At 56.8% G+C, this 19,612-nt stretch carries 19 protein-coding genes; 12 read left to right on the forward strand and 7 right to left on the reverse strand.

Annotation, left to right across the window (positions count from 1 at the left end):
* Positions 1–130 precede the first annotated feature (130 nt).
* Positions 131–673: a recombinase family protein gene (locus GRI69_RS11505; RefSeq protein ID WP_160728433.1), complete on the forward strand. Its 543-nt coding sequence runs from the start codon at positions 131–133 to the stop codon at positions 671–673.
* A 315-nt stretch (positions 674–988) separates the two neighbouring features.
* On the opposite strand, the gene GRI69_RS11510 is transcribed toward GRI69_RS11505, so the two are convergent.
* Positions 989–2,509 (reverse strand): acyltransferase family protein, encoded by a 1,521-nt coding sequence (locus GRI69_RS11510; RefSeq protein ID WP_160728434.1) that lies wholly within the window; start codon positions 2,507–2,509, stop codon positions 989–991.
* Positions 2,510–2,620: 111 nt separating this feature from the next.
* On the opposite strand from GRI69_RS11510, the gene GRI69_RS11515 reads away from it, so the two are divergent.
* The 6 genes from GRI69_RS11515 to GRI69_RS11540 all read left to right on the forward strand — a co-directional run bounded on the left by GRI69_RS11515 (position 2,621) and on the right by GRI69_RS11540 (position 10,107).
* Positions 2,621–3,460, forward strand: a complete 840-nt coding sequence (locus GRI69_RS11515; RefSeq protein ID WP_160728435.1) for a LytTR family DNA-binding domain-containing protein — start codon at positions 2,621–2,623, stop codon at positions 3,458–3,460.
* A gap of 187 nt (positions 3,461–3,647) precedes the next feature.
* Positions 3,648–4,934 carry a SulP family inorganic anion transporter gene (locus GRI69_RS11520; protein WP_160728436.1) on the forward strand — a complete coding sequence of 429 codons (1,287 nt, stop codon included), beginning with the start codon at positions 3,648–3,650 and terminating at the stop codon, positions 4,932–4,934.
* Between the two features lie 93 nt (positions 4,935–5,027).
* Positions 5,028–5,543 carry a SixA phosphatase family protein gene (locus tag GRI69_RS11525; RefSeq protein ID WP_151885247.1) on the forward strand — a complete coding sequence of 172 codons (516 nt, stop codon included), beginning with the start codon at positions 5,028–5,030 and terminating at the stop codon, positions 5,541–5,543.
* A gap of 71 nt (positions 5,544–5,614) precedes the next feature.
* Complete coding sequence (locus GRI69_RS11530; RefSeq protein WP_160728437.1) at positions 5,615–6,655, forward strand: ArsO family NAD(P)H-dependent flavin-containing monooxygenase; 1,041 nt, start codon at positions 5,615–5,617, stop codon at positions 6,653–6,655.
* Between the two features lie 525 nt (positions 6,656–7,180).
* A complete protein-coding gene (locus tag GRI69_RS11535) occupies positions 7,181–8,656 on the forward strand; it encodes a DUF2868 domain-containing protein (RefSeq protein WP_160728438.1) in 1,476 nt (491 codons plus the stop codon).
* Positions 8,653–10,107 carry a DUF3482 domain-containing protein gene (locus tag GRI69_RS11540; protein WP_160728439.1) on the forward strand — a complete coding sequence of 485 codons (1,455 nt, stop codon included), beginning with the start codon at positions 8,653–8,655 and terminating at the stop codon, positions 10,105–10,107. Before GRI69_RS11535 ends, GRI69_RS11540 begins: the two co-directional genes overlap by 4 nt.
* Positions 10,108–10,671: 564 nt before the next feature.
* On the opposite strand, the gene GRI69_RS11545 is transcribed toward GRI69_RS11540, so the two are convergent.
* Positions 10,672–10,977 (reverse strand): hypothetical protein, encoded by a 306-nt coding sequence (locus GRI69_RS11545; protein ID WP_160728440.1) that lies wholly within the window; start codon positions 10,975–10,977, stop codon positions 10,672–10,674.
* Between the two features lie 242 nt (positions 10,978–11,219).
* Between GRI69_RS11545 and GRI69_RS11550 the strand changes: the two genes are divergently transcribed.
* The 3 genes from GRI69_RS11550 to GRI69_RS11560 all read left to right on the forward strand — a co-directional run bounded on the left by GRI69_RS11550 (position 11,220) and on the right by GRI69_RS11560 (position 12,010).
* Positions 11,220–11,420 (forward strand): dodecin family protein, encoded by a 201-nt coding sequence (locus tag GRI69_RS11550; protein WP_151885244.1) that lies wholly within the window; start codon positions 11,220–11,222, stop codon positions 11,418–11,420.
* A 16-nt stretch (positions 11,421–11,436) separates the two neighbouring features.
* Positions 11,437–11,613, forward strand: coding sequence for a YegP family protein (locus GRI69_RS11555; RefSeq protein ID WP_151885243.1), 177 nt, complete (start codon positions 11,437–11,439; stop codon positions 11,611–11,613).
* Positions 11,614–11,680: 67 nt separating this feature from the next.
* Positions 11,681–12,010 carry a hypothetical protein gene (locus GRI69_RS11560; RefSeq protein ID WP_151885242.1) on the forward strand — a complete coding sequence of 110 codons (330 nt, stop codon included), beginning with the start codon at positions 11,681–11,683 and terminating at the stop codon, positions 12,008–12,010.
* Positions 12,011–12,075: 65 nt separating this feature from the next.
* On the opposite strand, the gene GRI69_RS11565 is transcribed toward GRI69_RS11560, so the two are convergent.
* Complete coding sequence (locus tag GRI69_RS11565) at positions 12,076–12,465, reverse strand: DUF3597 domain-containing protein (protein ID WP_151885241.1); 390 nt, start codon at positions 12,463–12,465, stop codon at positions 12,076–12,078.
* A 123-nt stretch (positions 12,466–12,588) separates the two neighbouring features.
* On the opposite strand from GRI69_RS11565, the gene GRI69_RS11570 reads away from it, so the two are divergent.
* Positions 12,589–13,128 (forward strand): DUF937 domain-containing protein, encoded by a 540-nt coding sequence (locus tag GRI69_RS11570; RefSeq protein ID WP_151885240.1) that lies wholly within the window; start codon positions 12,589–12,591, stop codon positions 13,126–13,128.
* A 768-nt stretch (positions 13,129–13,896) separates the two neighbouring features.
* Here GRI69_RS11570 and GRI69_RS11575 read toward each other — a convergent pair.
* The 4 genes from GRI69_RS11575 to GRI69_RS11590 all read right to left on the reverse strand — a co-directional run bounded on the left by GRI69_RS11575 (position 13,897) and on the right by GRI69_RS11590 (position 18,318).
* Positions 13,897–14,922, reverse strand: a complete 1,026-nt coding sequence (locus GRI69_RS11575; RefSeq protein WP_160728441.1) for an IS110 family RNA-guided transposase — start codon at positions 14,920–14,922, stop codon at positions 13,897–13,899.
* A gap of 1,177 nt (positions 14,923–16,099) precedes the next feature.
* Positions 16,100–16,450, reverse strand: coding sequence for a matrixin family metalloprotease (locus GRI69_RS16425; RefSeq protein ID WP_419957072.1), 351 nt, complete (start codon positions 16,448–16,450; stop codon positions 16,100–16,102).
* Positions 16,383–16,748 carry an HNH endonuclease gene (locus GRI69_RS16430; RefSeq protein ID WP_160728443.1) on the reverse strand — a complete coding sequence of 122 codons (366 nt, stop codon included), beginning with the start codon at positions 16,746–16,748 and terminating at the stop codon, positions 16,383–16,385. The genes GRI69_RS16425 and GRI69_RS16430 overlap by 68 nt, the downstream gene beginning before the upstream one ends.
* A gap of 652 nt (positions 16,749–17,400) precedes the next feature.
* Positions 17,401–18,318 carry a helix-turn-helix transcriptional regulator gene (locus tag GRI69_RS11590; protein ID WP_237453083.1) on the reverse strand — a complete coding sequence of 306 codons (918 nt, stop codon included), beginning with the start codon at positions 18,316–18,318 and terminating at the stop codon, positions 17,401–17,403.
* 212 nt (positions 18,319–18,530) lie between these two features.
* On the opposite strand from GRI69_RS11590, the gene GRI69_RS11595 reads away from it, so the two are divergent.
* Positions 18,531–19,301 (forward strand): alpha/beta hydrolase-fold protein, encoded by a 771-nt coding sequence (locus GRI69_RS11595; protein WP_160728445.1) that lies wholly within the window; start codon positions 18,531–18,533, stop codon positions 19,299–19,301.
* Positions 19,302–19,612 lie beyond the last annotated feature (311 nt).

Raw genomic sequence — 19,612 nt, forward strand, 5'->3', positions numbered from 1 at the left:
CCCCATCCCGCATGGCTAAGCCCGAGCGGGACATCGGCGTGAGACAGTTTCGGCGTCCCAAATGAGTTGCTGACAGATTCGAAACATCTGCGATGTCGTGGCCTAGAGCCTAACGAGACAGGAGACGCGGATGCTGGTCGGATACGCACGGGTGAGTTCGTCGGGACAGTCGCTCGATATCCAGAACGAAGCTTTGGCCCATGCTGGATGCGAGAAGGTCTTCGCCGAGAAGATGTCTGGTCGTTCGGCCAAAGACCGTATCGAACTCGCCAATGCACTCGACTTCGTTCGGGAAGGCGACACGCTCATCGTCACGCGGCTCGACAGGTTGGCAAGGTCGGTCGGTGACCTTCACCGCATCATCGAGACACTGGCGAGCAAAGGTGTCGCGTTCCGCTGCATCAACCAAAACGGTGTCGATACCGATACCAGCACGGGCAAGTTGATGTTGAGCATCCTTGGTGCCGTTGCGCAGTTCGAGAATGACATCCGCCGTGAACGACAGTTGGAAGGCATCGCGAAGGCCAAGGCCGATGGACGTTACAAAGGCCGTCCCGCAACCATCGACCATAAGCAGGTCAAGGCACTTCACCAGAAAGGCATGGGAGCTTCTGCAATCGCCCGTGAGATGAACATCGGTCGTGCCAGCGTCTATCGAGCACTCGCAGCCTGAAGGCCATCAGAACTGCTCTACGGCCATCCTGGCCATAGGTGAAACCTTACAATGTCAATCCGACGGGGCACAATGCGGCGTGGGCCATGCTCGCATCGGCATGGACTTCGAATCGCATTGTAGCGTTCCCTATGGCGCGTGTAATAATCTTCTCCACGGTCATCGGCATCATCGGTCATCGGCGTGATATCGTTGACCAACTGACGAACTATGGCACGCTCGACCGATGACCGAAAAGACCGTCACCGAAAACGCCGAAACAATCGTCATGCCGAAAACGACCGATACCGCTGCTGGCGATGTCACCGACGCCCATTACAACGATGACCAACGTTGGGCCGAAGCCGTCATTGCCAGCCTGCCTTCACGCTCACGCGAAGCGCGAACAGCGTTGGTAAAGGCTTTACTGGACGGTGATGCCTCCTTGTCCGCTCCTGTCGGGTGCGCCATTAGCGAAAATCCGCAGAGTTCTGGGATTTTCGGTTTCACCCGACAGGAATATGATGGGCACCTGATGGCGACTTTGGGGCCGATAGCTGCCCGTCCGTGTACAGGCGCAGGAAGGGCGAAAGCTGCCGTTAGGAAGTCACGACCTCTTGGAAGGGGGCTACCGTGGCACAGTTCACTCCTATGAGGGCGTTGACGCTTTAATTTTCCGTGGCCGGTCTCGGCATCATCTTCTCTCTTCTTTTGAATTGGCGCTTTCCTCTTCAGCCCGAGGAATGGTCGCAGCCACCCAACTCTACGACCGAGCTCATACGTCAGTATGCATCCTGCTAGCGTCGCAAATAGGATGATTGCGAACTGAGATGGTGCAGCGATGCCCGTTTGCTTGAGCCAGAACCCTACAGCGATGATGATGGTTTGGTGGACGATGTAGAAAGGGAAGATTGCCTCAGTCAGGTACCGCCGCGCCTGGCTATCCCGGTGGAGATGGGACTGGGCAAAACCAAGCAGCCCGAGAATTGCGCACCACGCGAGTGTAGCGCGCGCGGCGATGCGAGAGGCTTCTATAAGCGCGGAGCCATTCCCTTGTGCATGGATAGCAAACATCGCGAGGCAAGCCAGCACCGCTATGAGCAGGAGGTGCTTCCATGCGCCTAAAATCCCGGTCCACGCAGTATTCGACCGAGCCAAGGCAACCCCGAAGAAGAAACTGAAGCCGTAGACTGCATGAGCATAAGGATCATCCACTAAGGCATGGGTCTCGCCAAATGCCGGGTGAAGTGCATACCGAACGATGGTTAGCCAAACGATCGGCAATACGATCAGCCGCCAACCGGAAAACAGCTTGTCGAAGCCATGCTGGATTTTCGGGCGCAGTTCGACTGGCAGGGCAGCGAGAATGGCAAGCCCCATCGTATAAACCCAAAGATAGGCAATGAACCAGAGGTGGTTCCATGTGGGTAGCGGAGTGCCGCGGCTTCCTCCGAATTCGAAGTAATCGTTAAGCCAGAAATGAAGTAACCCGTCCTCGTATCCACCCCTGTCCCTCAGCTCGAACCAAGGTTGGGGCGCGACGAAGATCACCATTCCCGCCAAAAGTGGGAGGAGCAGGCGGATCGAGCGACTAGCGGCGAAACTTCCTGGACGGACTAACTTTGTGATTAGCGCACGGGAGACGACACCCGAGATCACGAACAACAGCATCAGGCGCCAGGGATTAATTGCCATCATCGGCCACACAGCCCAATCGATCGGCTCGGCAGTCTTTACGTGCCAACCCCATGGCACAAAGAACATGCCGATATGATACACGATCAAGAGCCCGAATGCGCCGATCCTGAGCCAGTCCAGACCGAATTGTCGGCCGGTAAGCGCTACGGCAGCTTGCATCTCATTTCTCCTTGCCATCTAACCTGCCAACCGGATTAAGGTGGGGGTTGACCGGGCGCACGCGGGTCGTGATCAACGGCGGAGCCGACGGGCTAAAACGTGGGAGGCAGATTGACGAACGGCGGGGATCAAGGGCCGAGCGGTGTCCAAGCCTTTGGGCAGTTCTGGCGCGACCCTCGATGGATCGCTGCCATAACCTTCCTGGTCTTTGGTTTCATCTATATGCTGGTCAACGCGGCAAGTCTGATCGATCAGCGACGCGCCTTAGGCCAGCCAATCGCCACTTCGCATGCTTGGGCACTTGAAGGCAGCAGCTATGCTGCCTGGCTCCTTCTGCTTCCGTTGGTCTTATTTATAGCAGCGCGCCTCGCTGAAGGTGCATTCTGGCGGGCAGTCGCATTCCACTTTGTAACCTGCATCTTCATCTCCCTTGCCCATAGCGGGGCTATGTTCGCGATCCGCGCTGTGATCTTTTTATGGGCTGGAATCGATTACACGCTGTCTGATTCAGTCGGCGGATATCTGGTGTTTGAGCTTCGAAAGGACGTAATCACTTACGTCTCGATCCTCGCAGTTTTTCTGATTGCCAGGCACATCGGCGTAATCTCAGCACTGTCCCGTGGCAGCGACGACAACTCAGATGACCTGATCGAAGTTCGCGATGGTAGTCGCGTGGTGATGCTGCGGACCGGCGAAATCGATTGGATCGGAGCAGCCGGTAACTATGTCGAATTGCACGGCCCGTTCGGCAGCGTATTAGCCCGCCGAACTTTGGCGGATCTCTCACAGGAACTGGAACCACGCGGTTTCGTGCGGGTTCATCGCTCGCGCTTGGTTCGGCGTTCTGCAATCGCCACCATCACTACCCGACAAAGCGGCGATTTCGACATCCAGCTCCGCTCGGGGGAGAGTATCGTTGGCAGTCGGCGTTTCCGCCAGAGGCTGGCGTGACAGCCCTGAGATGTATCGGAACGGCGGATGCGGGGCGGTTAGCTGTCCGTCTGCTTTCGGCCAAATTCATCTAAAAGCTGCCATCCCACGTAAGACGCCATGTTTGGAACTCATTGCTAGTCTCCGTTGGAGAATAGCGGTCGAGTTGGTGCATGCCACATTCGGACCGAGCGTGTATTGAACGGGCGTGAAACCCAAGATACTCACTACCCTCCGCGACTATTCGTGGAGCCAGTTCGGGGTCGATGCACTCGCAGGTGTAACCGTGGCCCTAGTCGCACTCCCGCTAAGCATTGCCATCGCCATTGCGTCAGGCGCGCCACCTGCCGCCGGTCTGGTCACAGCTATTGTCGCCGGATTTGTGATTTCGGCTCTGGGCGGCAGCCGGGTGCAGATCGGTGGCCCCACCGGAGCGTTCATCGTGGTGGTATACGGCATCATCCACGATCATGGCTATGACGGCTTGCTGATCACCACGCTGATGGCCGGGTTGATTCTTCTACTGGCAGGTTTCCTGCGCGCGGGACACCTTATTCGCCACGTTCCCGAAGCAGTTATCGAAGGCTTCACGCTTGGCATTGCGGTGGTGATCGCGGTCAGCCAGCTCAAGGACTTTGCTGGGATGACCGGCCCCGCGTTGCCTGCCGAATTCCTACCCAAGCTCGAAGGGCTTTGGGCAATGCGACAATCCATCGATCCTGTTAGCGTCGGAATGGGCGTCAGCGCGGTTGCGGCGATGCTGATCCTGCGCCGCCTGGCGCCGCGAATCCCGTGGCTGGTGCTGGTAGTTGTGCTCACCAGCGTTGCGACAGCGCTTGGCTTGGCACCCGTTGAGACTGTGAGCGCTAGATATGGTGCGCTGCCGGATACCCTGCCGATGCCGTCACTTCCGAAGATGAGTGCCGACCTGCTGGTCGCGTTGCTTCCGTCAGCACTCACCATCGCCTTTCTCGCGGGTATCGAATCCCTGCTCTCCGCAATCGTAGCCGACCGGATGATCGGCGGTGCTCACCGTTCCAATGCAGAGCTGATCGCACAAGGAGCCGCTAACATTGCTTCACCCCTCTTTGGAGGCCTGCCTGCGACCGGTGCGATTGCCCGCACGGCCACCAATGTGAATGCAGGCGGACGTACACCGGTTGCTGGCATGATTCATGCTATTGTCGTGTTTTTGGTCTTGCTGGTGGCAGCGCCACTGGCAGGTGCGCTCGTGCTGCCCGCGCTCGCAGCCTTGCTGGTTGTGACAGCCTGGACAATGAGCGAACCGCACCGCTGGTCCGATCGGTTCCGCTTGCCCAAGGCAGATCTTGCGTTGCTATTAGGAACTGCTGCCATGACAGTTCTAGCAGACCTCTCTGTCGCCATTGCGGTCGGGACGATGATCGGACTCGCCCTTAGGCTCTCGCGTGGAGAGATAGAAGCTCCAAGCTGGCACACGCCATTCCGCTGGGGCGGAGACAAGCGTGAGGACTGACCTACTAGCGTTCGCACGGATGCTGGCAGTATTGTCGGGTCGCTAGAAGACCGTCCGCTACGATTGGGATCGGGTGGATGCTACTGGAGGGATATGAAAATGAATATCCGGCTTTCGATTTTGTTTTTCGCGATGTTCGCCCTCGCCGCCTGCGTAACGTCGAATGCTCCTTCCGCCACTGAGAGAATACCACTTCAGGGTGAGAGATCGATCTTTGTTACCAGGCACATGCAAAAAGCCGCAGGTGAGGATCCGGTTCTCAATCCTGAAGGCTTAGCCGCGGCCGAGCAGCTCGCGGATCTACTGGCAAGCCGAGATATCAAGGGGATCTTCGCCACCGCAACCCGAAGAGCGATGGAAACCGCAGCCCCCCTTTCAGCGAGGATTGGCGTCCCAATCGCTACCTACAATCCGCGGGATCCCGATTCACTCGCCGCCGCGGTATCTCAGGTCAAAGGCGATGTGCTGATAGTGGGTCACAGTAACACCGTTCCCCAACTCGTCGCGAGTTTCGGAGGCCATCCGCTGCCGGAAATGACCGAACAGGACTATGGAACGGTATTCAGGATTGATGCCAACGGTAGCGTCCGTCTGATAATTCTGGATTGATGTCGTGGTTCGTCAGAGAGTGAGGAACGATCACTCACCCCCACCAAGATTTGTGAAAGAATCCGGCGCCCATGATTTCACATGATATAATCGTAATTGGCGGAGGGCAGATGGGGCTCGCACTTGGCTATTACCTAAGGCGTGCTCGCACTGATTTTTTAATTCTCGATAGCGAACCTGGCCCCGGCGGTACCTGGCGGCACGGATGGGATTCGCTTCGGCTCTTTTCTCCGGCCGGATACAGTTCGCTCCCTGGCTGGCTGATGCCTCCCGCAGATCATGACGGATTTCCAACTCGTGATGAAGTGATCGCCTATTTCTCACGGTATGAGGAACGCTATGATCTGCCAGTAGACCGGCCGATCAAAGTCCTCGAGATCCAGCGAGCGGGCGAGGGGCTCGTCATAAATACACATACAGGAGACTACACGGCAAAGCTCGTGGTCAGTGCGACCGGGACTTGGTCCAAGCCTTACGTTCCAGATATTCCCGGGCGACGCCGGTTCGAAGGTCGGCAAATACATTCAGCGGACTACCGCGCGCCCGATCAGTTTGAAGGACAGAGGGTGCTTGTTGTTGGGGGCGGCAACAGCGGAGCCCAAATATTCGCCGAAGTCGCGGATGTGGCGGCGGAGGCCGTTTGGGTCACCATCCGCGAACCGATCCTTCTGCCGGATGATGTCGATGGGCGCGTTCTGTTCGAGCGTGCGATTGCAAGGTTGAAGACAGGAAATCGGGATGAACCGGTGGGCGGGATCGGCAATATCGTGATGGTTCCGCCAGTAAAGGCGGCCCGCGATCGCGGAATTTTACGCTCCGTCCGTCCGTTCGTCCGAATGACCGAGACAGGGGTGGTATGGCAGGATGGTCGTGAGGCCGAGGTCGACGCAATCATTTGGTGCACCGGCTTCCGGCCCGCTCTCGATCATCTGCGCTCGCTCAATGTCTTGAACGGTGACGGACGAGTGGATTTGCAAGGCCACCAAACAATCGAAGAGCCTAGGCTCTGGCTTGCTGGGTATGGGGATTGGAGCGGACCCGGTTCGGCCACCATCATGGGGGCGGGACGAACCGCTCGTGATCTGGTCCCGCGGTTGATTTCATGCCTTTAAGCCACCCATGTCCCTAGCTCCGAATTGCAAGCCTAGTCTGCAGCCCTGGTCAATCAGATTGGATCCAGATCACTTCCCGACCAATCCGGCTTTTTCAACGTGAAAAACACGTTTGTTTTCAGGGCAGAATTCGTTTCGGTGACTGACCCAAATAAAGGCGCGAAGCGGTCATCATTGGGGTAGGAGAACTAAAATTTCCCAATGATTACAGTGCCCATCACTTTCATGTCGGGTGCGCCATTAGCGAAAATCCGCAGAATTCTGGGATTTGCGGATTTACCCGACAGGAAAGTGATGGGCACCTGATGGCGGCATTGGGGCCGAGAGCAGAGCGTCCGCCAGGACACAGAGCCGCCCCGAAAGCGGTCGCTGCCCCTTCTATCTTCTCCTTTCAAAGAGAAGTAACTCGCTCTTACCTGCTGCGGATCAGGCGGGCTCCTATTCATACTCAAATGTGGCTTGAATTGCGCGTCGTTTGCATAACTAAGGTTCGCACGTATGGTCCGGTCAACCGGGGAGTTCCCAATGCGAGAAGACGATGCGCGTGCGTTTGAGCTCGTCCGTGCTTTTGAGATGGAGGATAGCGACGCTACGTTGCTAACCCGTGAGGATCGGGCCCAAGCTGACGCCGTTGCGCGGAGTGCCGCAGCGGGCAAATCCGATAAGTGGGCTGGCAAGGAATTTCTTGTCGCTCGTGCGCGCTTTGCCGCCTTACGATTGAAAACACGACATCCCGGCATTGCCACTCTCAGCTCTCGCAGCAGTTGGCCACGTTGGCTTGGCGTGGTGCTTCCAGTGTTGGCACTGGGACTGGGCCTCCTTGCGAACGAATTCGGGCAAGGCAAGCGGATGGATCTGCTCGCGGTGCCCCTGCTCGGTACCATTGCGTGGAACCTCCTCGTTTACCTTTGGCTGCCGGTAGCGGCGGTGAAGGGCATCGGCAGGCCCCGCCACGACCCGATCTCGCGCGCCGTCGGCTGGATCGCGGGCACAGCGCGTCGCGATTTCAACCGCGGCACGCCGCTCCAACGCGCCGCCGACACCTTCCAGCGGCGATGGTCAAAGCTCACCGCCCCGCTTGCCGGAGCGCGCATCGCCCGCACGCTACATCTGTCGGCCGCGCTATTCGCCGCCGGAGTGATCGCGGGCATCTACCTACGTGCGCTGGTGGTGGAATATCGCGCGGGATGGGAAAGTACTTTCCTCGATCCCGAGGCTGTCCATGGTTTGCTGGCCACGGTGCTTGGCCCCGCGATCGCACTGACCGGCGTGGACATTCCACCTGCAAGCGATTTCCCCGCGCTGCGCTGGAGCAACGGAGATGGCATAATCGCGGGACCATTGATCCATCTGTGGACTACGACTTTGGCAGGCGCAGTAATCCTTCCGCGACTGGCGCTGGCGCTATGGCAGGGGTTGAGGGTCGCACGGCTTTCGCATGCCATGCAGACATCCGGGCGAGAAGATTTCTACACCAGACGCCTGCTTCGCGCCGGAAGGGGAGATGTGGGCCGTGTACAGGTGACGCCCTATGCCTATACCCCCGACCATTCGACCAGATCCGCGCTTACCGCCGCACTCGCCCGCGCGCTGGGGGACGGGGCGCAAGTGACTATCGACCCGCCCGTCGCTTATGGCGAGGAGGAAAACTGGCTTGCCGCGCACTCTCCCGATCCGGGCGTCGATTACCGAGCGCTCCTGTTCTCCGTCGCCGCCACACCTGAGAGTGAAAATCACGGGGCGTTCGCGAGCGGCGTCGCCAAAACACTGCCCGCCGGGACGATGCTGGCGGCGTTGGTGGATGAAGGCCCGTTCCGCTCCCGGTTCGAGCGGCAAGCGGGATTCGAAGAACGGATCGGCGGACGATCTGCGGCATGGCGCAGCGTCCTTTCCGAGGCGGGCATCGTTCCGCTCTCGCTCGACCTTTCGAGAGGCGAAACAGAATCGCTTGCCGAGCGACTGGAAGGCGGACTACTCCCCGATGCGGAGCTTCGCCGATGACCGAGAAAGTCACCGAATCCCTTGACGCAGGCACCACGGTCAATCTCAGTCTGATCAGCCACACCAATGCTGGTAAGACCACGCTTGCGCGCACGCTTCTGGGCCGGGACATCGGCGAGGTGCGCGACGCGGCGCATGTCACCGATCTCGCCAGCGGGCATCTGCTCGTGCAGACGGGCGAGGATACGCTGATGCTATGGGACACGCCCGGCTTCGGCGATACCGCGCGGCTGCTCCAACGCCTGCACATGAGCGGCAACCCCATCGGTTGGTTTCTGAACCAGGTGTGGGACCGCTGGCGCGAACGACCGCTGTGGTCGAGCCAGCAGGCGGTGAAGAACGCGCGCGAGCAGGCCGACGTGATCCTCTACATGGTCAACGCCTCTGAAGACCCGGCCGCGACGTCCTATGTCGCGCTCGAGATGGAAGTACTGCAATGGATCGGCAAGCCGGTGGTGTTGTTGCTCAACCAGCTCGGTCCACCGCGTGAAGACGTTTCCGGCGAGGTCGCGCGGTGGAGCGACATCGGTGCGTCCGGACAGGTGGCGGCCACTCTGCCGCTCGATGCATTCGCTCGTGTCTGGGTGCAGGAGGGCGAGCTGCTCGAAGCGGTCGAGCCGTTGCTGCCGCCTGAAAAGCGGGACGCAATGGTGCGGCTGAGAGAGCGTTGGCACGAACTCAATCGCGAGCGTTTCGACAAGTCGATGCAAGTCCTCGCCCACTATCTCCTCCGCGCCGCCTGCGATCGCGAACCGGTCGAGGATGCAGGCTGGCAAGGCAAGCTCGCCGCGGCCGTAGCAGGACGCGACAAGGGCGATGCCGCGGCGGGCAAGGCGATGAAGGCATTGGGTCTGCGACTGGCGGAAACCACCGCCATCTCAACTGATGAGCTGATCGCGCTACACAACCTCTCTGGTCGCGCAGCGAGGAAAGTGCTCGACCGGGTTGCGCAAGATTATGCCCACAACGAAAGGCTTACCGAAGGCGCTGTGGGCGCGCTCGGAGGGCTGTTCACCGGCGCGGTGAGCGGGCTCGGCGCGGATCTGATGGCGGGCGGGATGACGCTTGGCGGTGGGATGATCGTGGGAGGCATTCTCGGTGCGCTCGGCGCGACCGCCGCGGCGCGCGGCATCAATATGGCGCGCGGGGAGGACGGCAATACGGTGAGCTGGGCGCAGGATTTCTTCGCGCGCCTCGTCGTAACCTCGCTGCTCCGTTATCTCGCCGTTGCTCATTACGGGCGCGGACGCGGCGACTGGGACGAAGGCGAACATCCGCCGCACTGGCAGGGCGTGGTCGAGACCGCGGTCGCACAGCGCAGCGCCGCTTTCGCTGAAATCCGAAAGGGCTGCCGGAACGAAGACGCGGCCATGCAGGCTAGCCTTTCGGCACTGCTGCGTGAAACGGGGCTGGACGTACTCGCGCGGCTTTATCCCGGAAGTATGACGTGACGGCCGAGCGATCAGGCTGCGATCGCATGTGCGATGCGAACGATCAGTCGGTCAGCAGGATTTTGTTGTAGCCATTAACAGGTCTGGGATTGGGCCTATTGTGTTGATAAACTCCGCGGCGGGTTTGACGAGAAATTTTAAAACTCATCAGAGTTCATTGCTGCATCAATACTCCGAGCTGCCTCATTTCGTCGAATCATTATTGCGGAAAAGCGGCTGAGGATCGGGTCAGGCCGAGTTTTTCAACGCAATAGGGACGTTTGCGGACTTACCGGTTCCATTGTGCCGGGTCGGGAATGCAGGGGCTGAGCTGGCTCATATTTTTGTTAGAGCTGCGTGATGTCTCTATCTGAAGCTTCCGGCAAATTGCGAACAGTGCAAAAATCAGAGATGTAGCACGGTTTCACGGACTTTGCTTCGTAACGGCCAGAATTCTGCTTCCATACCACGTGAAGTAAGGCAGGAGCCACCACTGCTGTCTGATTTTCCGTTCTTGATTTCAACGGTTCCTCGCAGGACGGGTTCCACGTTGGCGAAGGCCGCGCCCCACGCTATTCAACTTCGTCAGCAATCGATGTGAAGTTCTAGTAGCTCCAGGGCCGCATATGGATGCCGGCGAACGAATTGATCGCGGTCAAGGATGTCACCGTCATTGTAGCAGTTCTGAGCAATGGCAGTTTCTTTCTGCCATGCCCCTCGCGTCCAGACCCAAGCATCTTCGCTTTGACGGCAGACCACAATAGGCCGCCCTTTCAACTCGAAGAAGTCCACCGCTCCAAATTCGCTTCCTTCGTCCATCCGTGCCCCCAAGAATAATACGCCCTGTATATTAAAGTAGGTAACGGGCGTGTCTTGAGCAATGTCCTTCATAAAGTGGGCTATTGTCGCCGGCGAACGCAGGGATCCATCCAGTCCCAGGCCCAGACTGCCAGTCACGGGCCCATCGGCCCAATCAGGCTTCTCTGACCCTTACTCCTAAATCTAGATGGGGATAGCGACTTGCTTTGGACGCACCCCAGGGTTTAACAAATTTAATAGAGCGCTGAGCGCCTCAACTGCTGCGCCCCCAGGTGGAGCAACGCACTGGTCTAAATGTTCAAAGGAGGACTGAAATGGCGATAGCTAAAACGATCGAAGTGATTGCGAGCTCAACTCAGGGGATAGAGGCTGCAGTCCGCGATGGCATCGCCAAGGTCGGCGAAACCGTCACCAATATCGAGGGCGCATGGGTAAAAGACACAAAGGCAGTCGTCCGGGACGGAAGCGTTGCCGAATGGCGTGTGACCATGGTGATCACATTTATCGTGAACTGATTTGAAGGAACGAGATATGGCACATAAGTTCGAGATACATAAAGACAAAAAAGGCGAGTTTCGCGTTCGGTTCAAATACAACTCGGAGGTCATGTTCGCGTCGGAAGGCTACACCAGCAAATCGTCTGCTATCTCAGCCATCGAATCGTTTAAAAAGAACGGGCCGGGAGCCCAGGTAGAAGATAACAGCTAACGGTCTCTGCAATTGCGCTCCACCTAGGTTGGTGATGCGTAAAGCCGCTGAATAAGGAACTCGGAAAATGAACACTCGAACGATCGGAATTCTTAGCCTCTGCATTGCGCTCGCTGCGTGCAATTCCGAGCCTGCCGAAGAAGCAGCGCCAACCGAGGTGCCGGCCGCGGAAACTCCCTCGACGACGATGACCGCGCCCGTTGTCATGGAGCCCGCTCCTGAAGGACTGCCGTCCCGCATTGCTCGTGAGGTGATCGCAGAGAGCGGACAGACCTGTACTGAAGTAGCGAACGCCGAGCGGGGCGCAAACGGAACAATCACCGCAAATTGCGCAGGTGGAGAAACTTACCAGATCTACACGCAGCCGGGACAGGGACCCGTCGCAGTCGAACAATAAAGACAAACGCTAATCGGCCTCGCATGCCGCGTGCTGCGAGGCCGATTGACTGAAGAGCGCGAATTCTAGTTAAGAAGCTCGGGCGGAACCTTTCCGCCGTTGGCTGCCAATTCGCGCATCGTTGCCTTGTGGAGCCAGATATTCATTTCTGCGCTTCCATCGAGCTGGCCTGCATAGCCCAGTTCCTGAGCCAGTTCCTTACGGTTGTCCAAGCTGGAGTCGACACCGATCAGTTTCATGAGATCGACAATCGAAGTCCGCCAATTCAAGTCCTTGCCCTCGGCCATGGCCGCCAGATTGCGTTCGACGTCCACTTCGGAAACTTCCGCGGGAGCTGTCTGATGCGTCTTTGTGCCGGGACTGGCGGTAGGGGCGACATTCCCGGCACCAGGCTTCGGGGATGCGGCCTTCGCCTCGCCAAAGATAGCGTCCTTGATTTTTCCGAAAATGCTCATGAATTTCTCCTTGTTAGCCCGAAGAGGATGCTCCGCGATCCGTTCGTTGGCAAGGGGGTCACTCTGCGTTGCGTATTTGTCGAAATCCCGTAAGTTCGAGAAATCCCAAATACGGAGATAGCAATGGACCCCAACGAAATCCTTCGCTCGCAGGGCGGAATTAGCGCCATCGCCAGTCAGCTGGGCATATCCGAAGCACAGGCGGAACAAGGTGCTGCAGCGCTTTTGCCTTCAATCCTCGGTGGGTTTGGTCAGAGAGCCGAGGGTTCGAAAGGCAGTGGTCTTGGCGGGTTAGGGACCATCCTGGAGACGCTTGGCGGAGCAGACCTCAGCCGTGATGTCGTCGGGCCGGGACCGACACACGTCGAAAAAGGCGACAACATCCTGGGCGAAATATTCGGGACAAAGGATGTTAGTCGGCAAGTAGCTGGAGAAGCATCGCAAACAACAGGGCTGGACCCTGCACTGCTAAAGAAGATGCTGCCAATCGTGGCGATGCTCGTTGCTGGATACCTGTCGTCGCAAAAGAACAAGCCGGGTCAGCCCGGTGGTCTGAATGACGTGTTGGGACAGGTCATCGGCAGCATGGGCGGTACAGCCGGTGGCGGTCTGGGAGGCGGATTGGGCGGCGTGCTCGGCTCCATTCTTGGCGGAAGGCGCTGATGCTACGCTAGGATTTCATCTCTGATCAAAGCGGTGTGGACGACTAGCGGCTAACTTTCGCGCTCACCCTATGAAAAAACGCATGATGCGGGGAACTGCCCGAGAATAACTCTTGGAAGACACCCCCACACAGCGCGGGCAATCTTGCTTCGACAGCATGCGCCTCTTCCAGTGTCTTCACGTCAATGTGAAGGCGGAGGTTTTTCCGGAACGTGAAACTGATCTCAACAGCACTGGGAAACTCGGCATGGAGCGGCTCGATCAGCTTAGCTAATTCCCGCGATATTGGGCGTTGCCCCTCACTGGCTTTGATCGTTGCTACGTTTTCCGTGTTTCGATCCGGGTTCGATTGCACCAATAAGTTCCTTCCGATCTGAGGTCTCGTTCTCACACATCCGGTCGACTTTCGGCAAGAAGCTTTAAATATCGGCTGACGATAGAGTAGCAGTCGCGTTCCACCTCGCCAAAGGCTGACGCAGTACCGTCGGAGCAGCGGACGGTCCGTGTGTGGACGCCCCATCGGATTCAAGGGGGTGCTGAGAGATTTTTTGCGCTCAGGTTCAGGTGCTTCCGTGTGTCCGGCCTGTTGACGCAGCCTTATTGTGGGGCTGCTGGCCTGTATGGAGATCGCGGATCGGGTCCAAACCGCTTTTGCGCGCTTTAGGCGCTTGGACCATACACTGGTTATCCCGATCCCGTCTTCTGACCGTTGCGCCATACCTCTCTACTGACCTTCCCTTGCGTCCCTGACGCCTCAAGCCGTGGCGATCACACCGCCGCGGCCGGAGCTCTGTAGGTTCCTCCGTGCGCCATCAGCGCCCAGACGATCCTCGCCATCTTGTTCGCCAACGCGACGGTCACCAACATTCGTGGCTTGCGCGCCAGCATGCCGACCAGCCAAGCGCTGGCCTTTTCGGGATTGCGCGCTGCAACCTTCGTTGCCGAACTGGCACCAAGGATCAGCAACCGACGTAGGCTGCGCTCACCCATCTTGGTCGTGCGCCCTAGCCGTTCCTTCCCGCCACTGGAGTGCTGTCTGGGCACCAAGCCGAGCCAGGCAGCAAAGTCGCGCCCACGACGGAAAGTCCCAGCAGCAGGCGCTAGCGCTACCAGCGCAGTCGCGATGACAGGTCCGACACCGGGGATTGTCATCAGCCGCTTGGCTACTGGATCAGCCTTTGCACGACTGGCGATTTCCCGATCAAGCTGTGCGATCTGCGCCTGAAGCCCCTCGAGGCTTTGCGCGATGATCGCCAGCACCGGTCGAGCTTCGGCCGGGATGTCGGATTGTGGATCGGTGATAATTTCAACCAGCTTGCCGACGTGTCCGGCACCCTTACGAACCACGTAACCGAACTCAGTCAGGTGGCCACGGATCGCGTTGATGAGCTGGGTGCGCTGGCGCACGAGGAGATCGCGGGTGCGAAACACCACCGCTGACGCCTGCGTCTGCGCGCTCTTGCCCTGAACGAACCGCATCGTCGGGCGTTGGGCCGCCTCGCAGATCGCTTCTGCGTCGGCCATGTCGTTCTTCTGCCGTTTGACGAACGGCTTCACATATGCCGGCGGGATAAGCTTCGTGTCGTGCCCGACCGCGGCGATCTCGCGCGCCCAGTAATGAGCGCTCGAACAGGCCTCCATCGCGACCAGGGATCGCGGCAATGTTGCCATGAACTGTAAAAGCTGATCCCGACGTAGCTTCTTGCGGAATAAAACCACACCGCTACGATCCGAACCGTGGACCTGGAAAACTGACTTCGCCAGATCAATACCAACTGTGCTAGCCTCAACCATGGACGCCTCCTGCTCTGGTGATTCAACACCTCCAATATGGCACATAGATGCCGTCAGGGGGCGTCCACCCCAACGCTTTTCGGGACGTTGGATTTCGACCTCGTATGTCCGAAATGAGGGCGCAAAGCTGCCGTTATCGGGGTAGGGGAACTAGAATTTCCCAATGATTACAGTGCCCATCATATTCATGTCGGGCGCGCCATTAGCGAAAATCCGCAGAATTCTGCGGATTTTCGATTCACCCGACAGGAATATAATGGGCACCTAATGGCGACTTCGGGGCCGTTTGCGGTCAGTCTGCTTTTAAGCGAGAACTGCATCAATGCCGACATTGGTCCGGTGGGTCGAAGCATATCTGACCGCTGGCTCGACCCTTTGAAAGCGGTAGCCTTGAGACTGCTGCTAAATGTCCGGCAAACTTTGTACCGCGAACCCCCATCCAGCGAGCGATTTCGATGCACTGCGGCCAATCAGTTTGTTGGCATCAGCTATGCCGAAAGGCTTGGCATTCTCCGTTGCTTTGAGCTCGTTCCAAGTGATCGGTACGGCGACTGGTGCTCCGCTATCCGCAAATAAAAACGTGCTATCCTCGTCGTGAATTCACGTCATGATGCGGCTATGACGGGGATCTCAATTATCCGATCCTGCCGTTAGTTCAAGGTTTTGTATCAAGCGAATGCACTCACTTCGAACCTTGCAAAAGGTTTCGACGAATATCCTCCGGTCGCCCGTTATCGGTGACAGCGATAAAATTTGAGTCGGAAATCGCTCTTCGGATTGCGTCGGGTGCGCAATGTCCGAACCAATGCGTGGAGGGTCCAGCGATCTAAGCGCGTATTCAGGTACTGCAGATGGGTATGTGAGGGTGAACATCTCACAATTCTGTTCATTCGAACACGATACCGATCCCGATTCCTGTCCTGCTGTCATCCTCAAAATATAGGAGTTACCAGCGATCTGATAGCCGCTCCCACCGTGGCCGACAATCTTTGTGACGACCGCTCCCTCAGGATATCGAAAGCTAAAGTCAAACGAACTGTCTTTTGAGGCTAAAGTAACGAAACCAACGTCCCGTCGTACTTCTAGGTTCGGTTGAGAGCTTTGTCGCGGAGACATGCTCGGCGCAGTAGCGCACGAGGCCAACATACAACACAATGTTAACAATGAGCCCACTCTATTAATCATACAACCACCTAAGGCTACGTTTGTCGGCTTCAGACAGAGTGCTCGGCCATGCGCCGTTGTATGCATAGCCATACATGATGTCTCTGGTTGTCTGGGTAGTGAGTTTATGCCCCAAACCTTGGGTATGGCCTAACTCGTGCGCCGTTAACCCTCGAATATCCTTCATATTGCTAGGTGTGGTACTGGTGCCGCAATAGCCAGCGCTAAAGGTTGCTGGGCTGATAACCACATCGCCATCCAGTCTGAAAAACCGCTTTCGTTCGCCAACACCTGTTTCATTCCAGGCTCCCCAATCGAATGAAGTTTCTGCAGCGGCGTCTACCGACCCTGCCATGCTTCCCATCGCGACTTCGGCTGTGTCCGTGCGGTTCGCAGACGTTGCTACTTGGCGACCATTCGAAGGTGTTCGAGATGGCGAATACTGGGATGTGTAGCCCGACCAGGTGAAGGTGTACGCCATACATCACGCTGATTGCCTCGAACGACTTCAACAGGGCTTGATCAATCGTGCCGAGGCGATTGTTGCATTCGGCGCAGGTGGTGTCGCGAAGTTCCAGATCGGGCGGACAGCCGAGCGCCTCGGGAATCCCGTGCTCAAGCGAAAGCTTCGGAAAATCGTTGAGGCACCAGATGCAAATCACTCGCTCAGTTATATGCTCTTTTCCCGGCGAGCAAGATAGAGGGGGATTTCGCTCAATGCCCGAAAGCGACCGGGCCGGTTTTTATCAGCCCTGCGCCGAATTGGGTCTGACCGAATGACAACTTTCAGGCACGATCTGCGTCAATCCGAGTGTCCGAGATTGGGGCGCAAAGCTGCCGTTATAAGGGTGGGGAAACTAGAATTTCCCAATGATTACAGTGCCCATCACTTTCATGTCGGGTGCGCCACTTTCGGAAACCCGCAGAATTCTGCGGGTTTCCGGACTTACCCGACAGGAATATAATGGGAACCTGATGGCGGCTTTGGTGCCGGACGGAGACTCTCCGATTTCGGTGGTCAAGCGGCGAAAAACAGACTGGCGGCTTACGATCCGATTGCTGACATTCGCCGATTCAAGCAAATCGTCGCTATGAAATCTGGCTAGGTTACTGCAACGATAGCGTGTGCTTTGGTTTCCGCTTGTGCGACGGCGCGGGACGGACGCGACATCTGCATGATGGAAACAGCGGGGCGGAAACTGGATCAGTGATAATACCGGTGAATTTATTGTTTCCCGAATACCATATGATAGGAGCCTGAGCGACAACCTGGACCGCAACACTGCTTTTTTATCTTTGTGTTCAACAGCGCAGCTAGAAAATTCGGGACAAATTTCCCAGTCTCGCTGCTTCAAGCATTTCGGGAGTACGCGAATAGTTCGATTTCGACCCCATGTTCTTTACATGCCAACGTACTGTCTCATAGCTTACGTTCAGTTTCATACCGCATGCGCGCAGACTGTGCCCGTCACAAAGCAAAGCTAGTAAGCGAGTTTCTTGTTCTGAAAATTCGAAAGCTTCAGCAAAGAGGGAAACGGTTTCAACGTTGCTGTCTCTAAACACCGTTAGCATGGCAAATTTTTCGCCTGGGTGAAGCCAGGCAAGTTGCGCTGGCATTGGCGAAAAGCGAAAAGCTGTCTCGTTGATTTTAAAGAATGCCCCACTTCCAAAAAGTGCCGCTTGAACGCCTTTATCAAAAACAGCTTGCAGCGAAGCATTATTGAAACAAAGTCTCCCATTTGAGAAGGCCAGCTGCTGCGATAGCTGTTTGCCCAACCTCGGCCCAGTTTTGGCTGAGGTCAAATATTCCAAATCGGCTGTGACCAGGCAGCCGAACAATTGCTTCTCGCCTGCCGGACCAGCCGCAAGACAGGTCGTAAGTTTCGACGCACGGATGTAGCGGGCGATGATAGGTAAAAGCGCCTCCAACTTTGCAGAGTGGGTTCTGTCAAAGTATTCAGAGCTAAAGCCACGTTGAACGCTAACAGTAAGGCGACCAAACTCGTCGTCGGCAATAATGCCGTGGACGCTGTCTTGGACATCACCTGCTACACAAATGTCCGAAAAGTACCGGGTACCTTCGATTTCGTCGTTCCGCAAAAACTCCTGACCGAGCCCGCTTTTACCCACGTTTGTCGCAAGCGATTGCGCGCGACGGGGGTCAATCCTGTTATAGCCGGAATTATATAGCGCCAAGCCACTCGGATCGTGGTTGAAGGCGACAGAGGACATGTACGAGGCAGTCGTTTCGGAGTTAAGGAGCATTGCCTTCTGCCCCCCAACGAGGCCTGCCACCTCTTGTAAGACTTCAAGCCAACTGGATTGTCCGTAAGCCGCGCTTTCGCAAAGTCGAACTAGGCTATCAATGTTAATGTCTGAACTCCAAAACGTATAACGAAGTTTCTGCTTGTCGCGTCGGTTCGAGTAGGCAGAGATCATCATTGATGAATTATACGGGTAATTCAATGCCATCAGAGAAAATAGATATCGAACCGATTAGTTTGAAGCGGGTTAGTTCGAGATCCCCAATCGGTGCCTTCAATGCTCGACACGTCGATGTTGGCAATAGTCCAGATTGCGGACTAATTGTTTTAGACGACGAGCTACTTGGCGATTTGGCCATCTCTGCCGCCCGCGCCTTGGTGATCGCTGAAGAGATACCGCCAGTAAGGGTGTTTGCGATTGGATTTGGGGCCGACGACATTAGTTCTCTCACGCTGTGCCGTGCGCAATATTTGACCTATCAGGAGGGGTGCCTTGAATTATTGGAGTTAGAAAGCACGGGCCACGGCGAGGTGCTAGAAAGCTATCTCTGCTCGATTGCCTCGACTGAATTCAGCGAACCTCCTAGTCTTTTAGGATATTCATTATCGGGGTCATTTGCTTTGCAGGCAGTTGGCAAGTCGCCCGAAAAATTTTCCGGCGTTGCAGCAATTTCTCCCTCGCTTTGGGCTGAACCGGCGGCCGAAATTTCAGTCAGAAATGCCTTGTCCTCGAACTCAGAATTTCTCTGCCATCTTTCGGCTGGCGCTGCGGAAGTTGACCGGCATTTGACAGGCCGAGGTGATCACATGTTTGAACTGGTGGCGTCTCTGGGAAAGAATTTGGAAGAAGAGTTTGGAGAAAGGGTTTCCACACGGCTTTTTGAAGGCGAAACCCACTTCGGAATGCCATTTGCGGCAATATGTGGCGCTCTTCGCATATTGTGTCGTTGAATGTTCAGCAGCGAAAGCTTCCTGACGGGCGATTAGCTTCCGACACCGATGACGGACCGTCCTCTACCAACCCAAGTGGGTGGTTACGACGACCGATCCCAAGGCTAGCACATCTTGACGAAAAACCCTCCTCATTCGGCGAACGGGATCATGGATCCGGATGCGTGACAATTGGGTTTCGAGCGGTCGGAATGGAAGTTGAGATTACCTTCCTGAGGGGGCGTCCAAGTGTTCATTCTTGGTCGCCAGTGCACGTCATGCAGTTGGCCTCACAGGCTCTCTGAATGCGTGTGATGTGTTTTATTTGGGCT

Origin of the sequence: Qipengyuania vulgaris (genome assembly GCF_009827325.1) — a bacterium.
GTDB lineage: Bacteria > Pseudomonadota > Alphaproteobacteria > Sphingomonadales > Sphingomonadaceae > Qipengyuania > Qipengyuania vulgaris.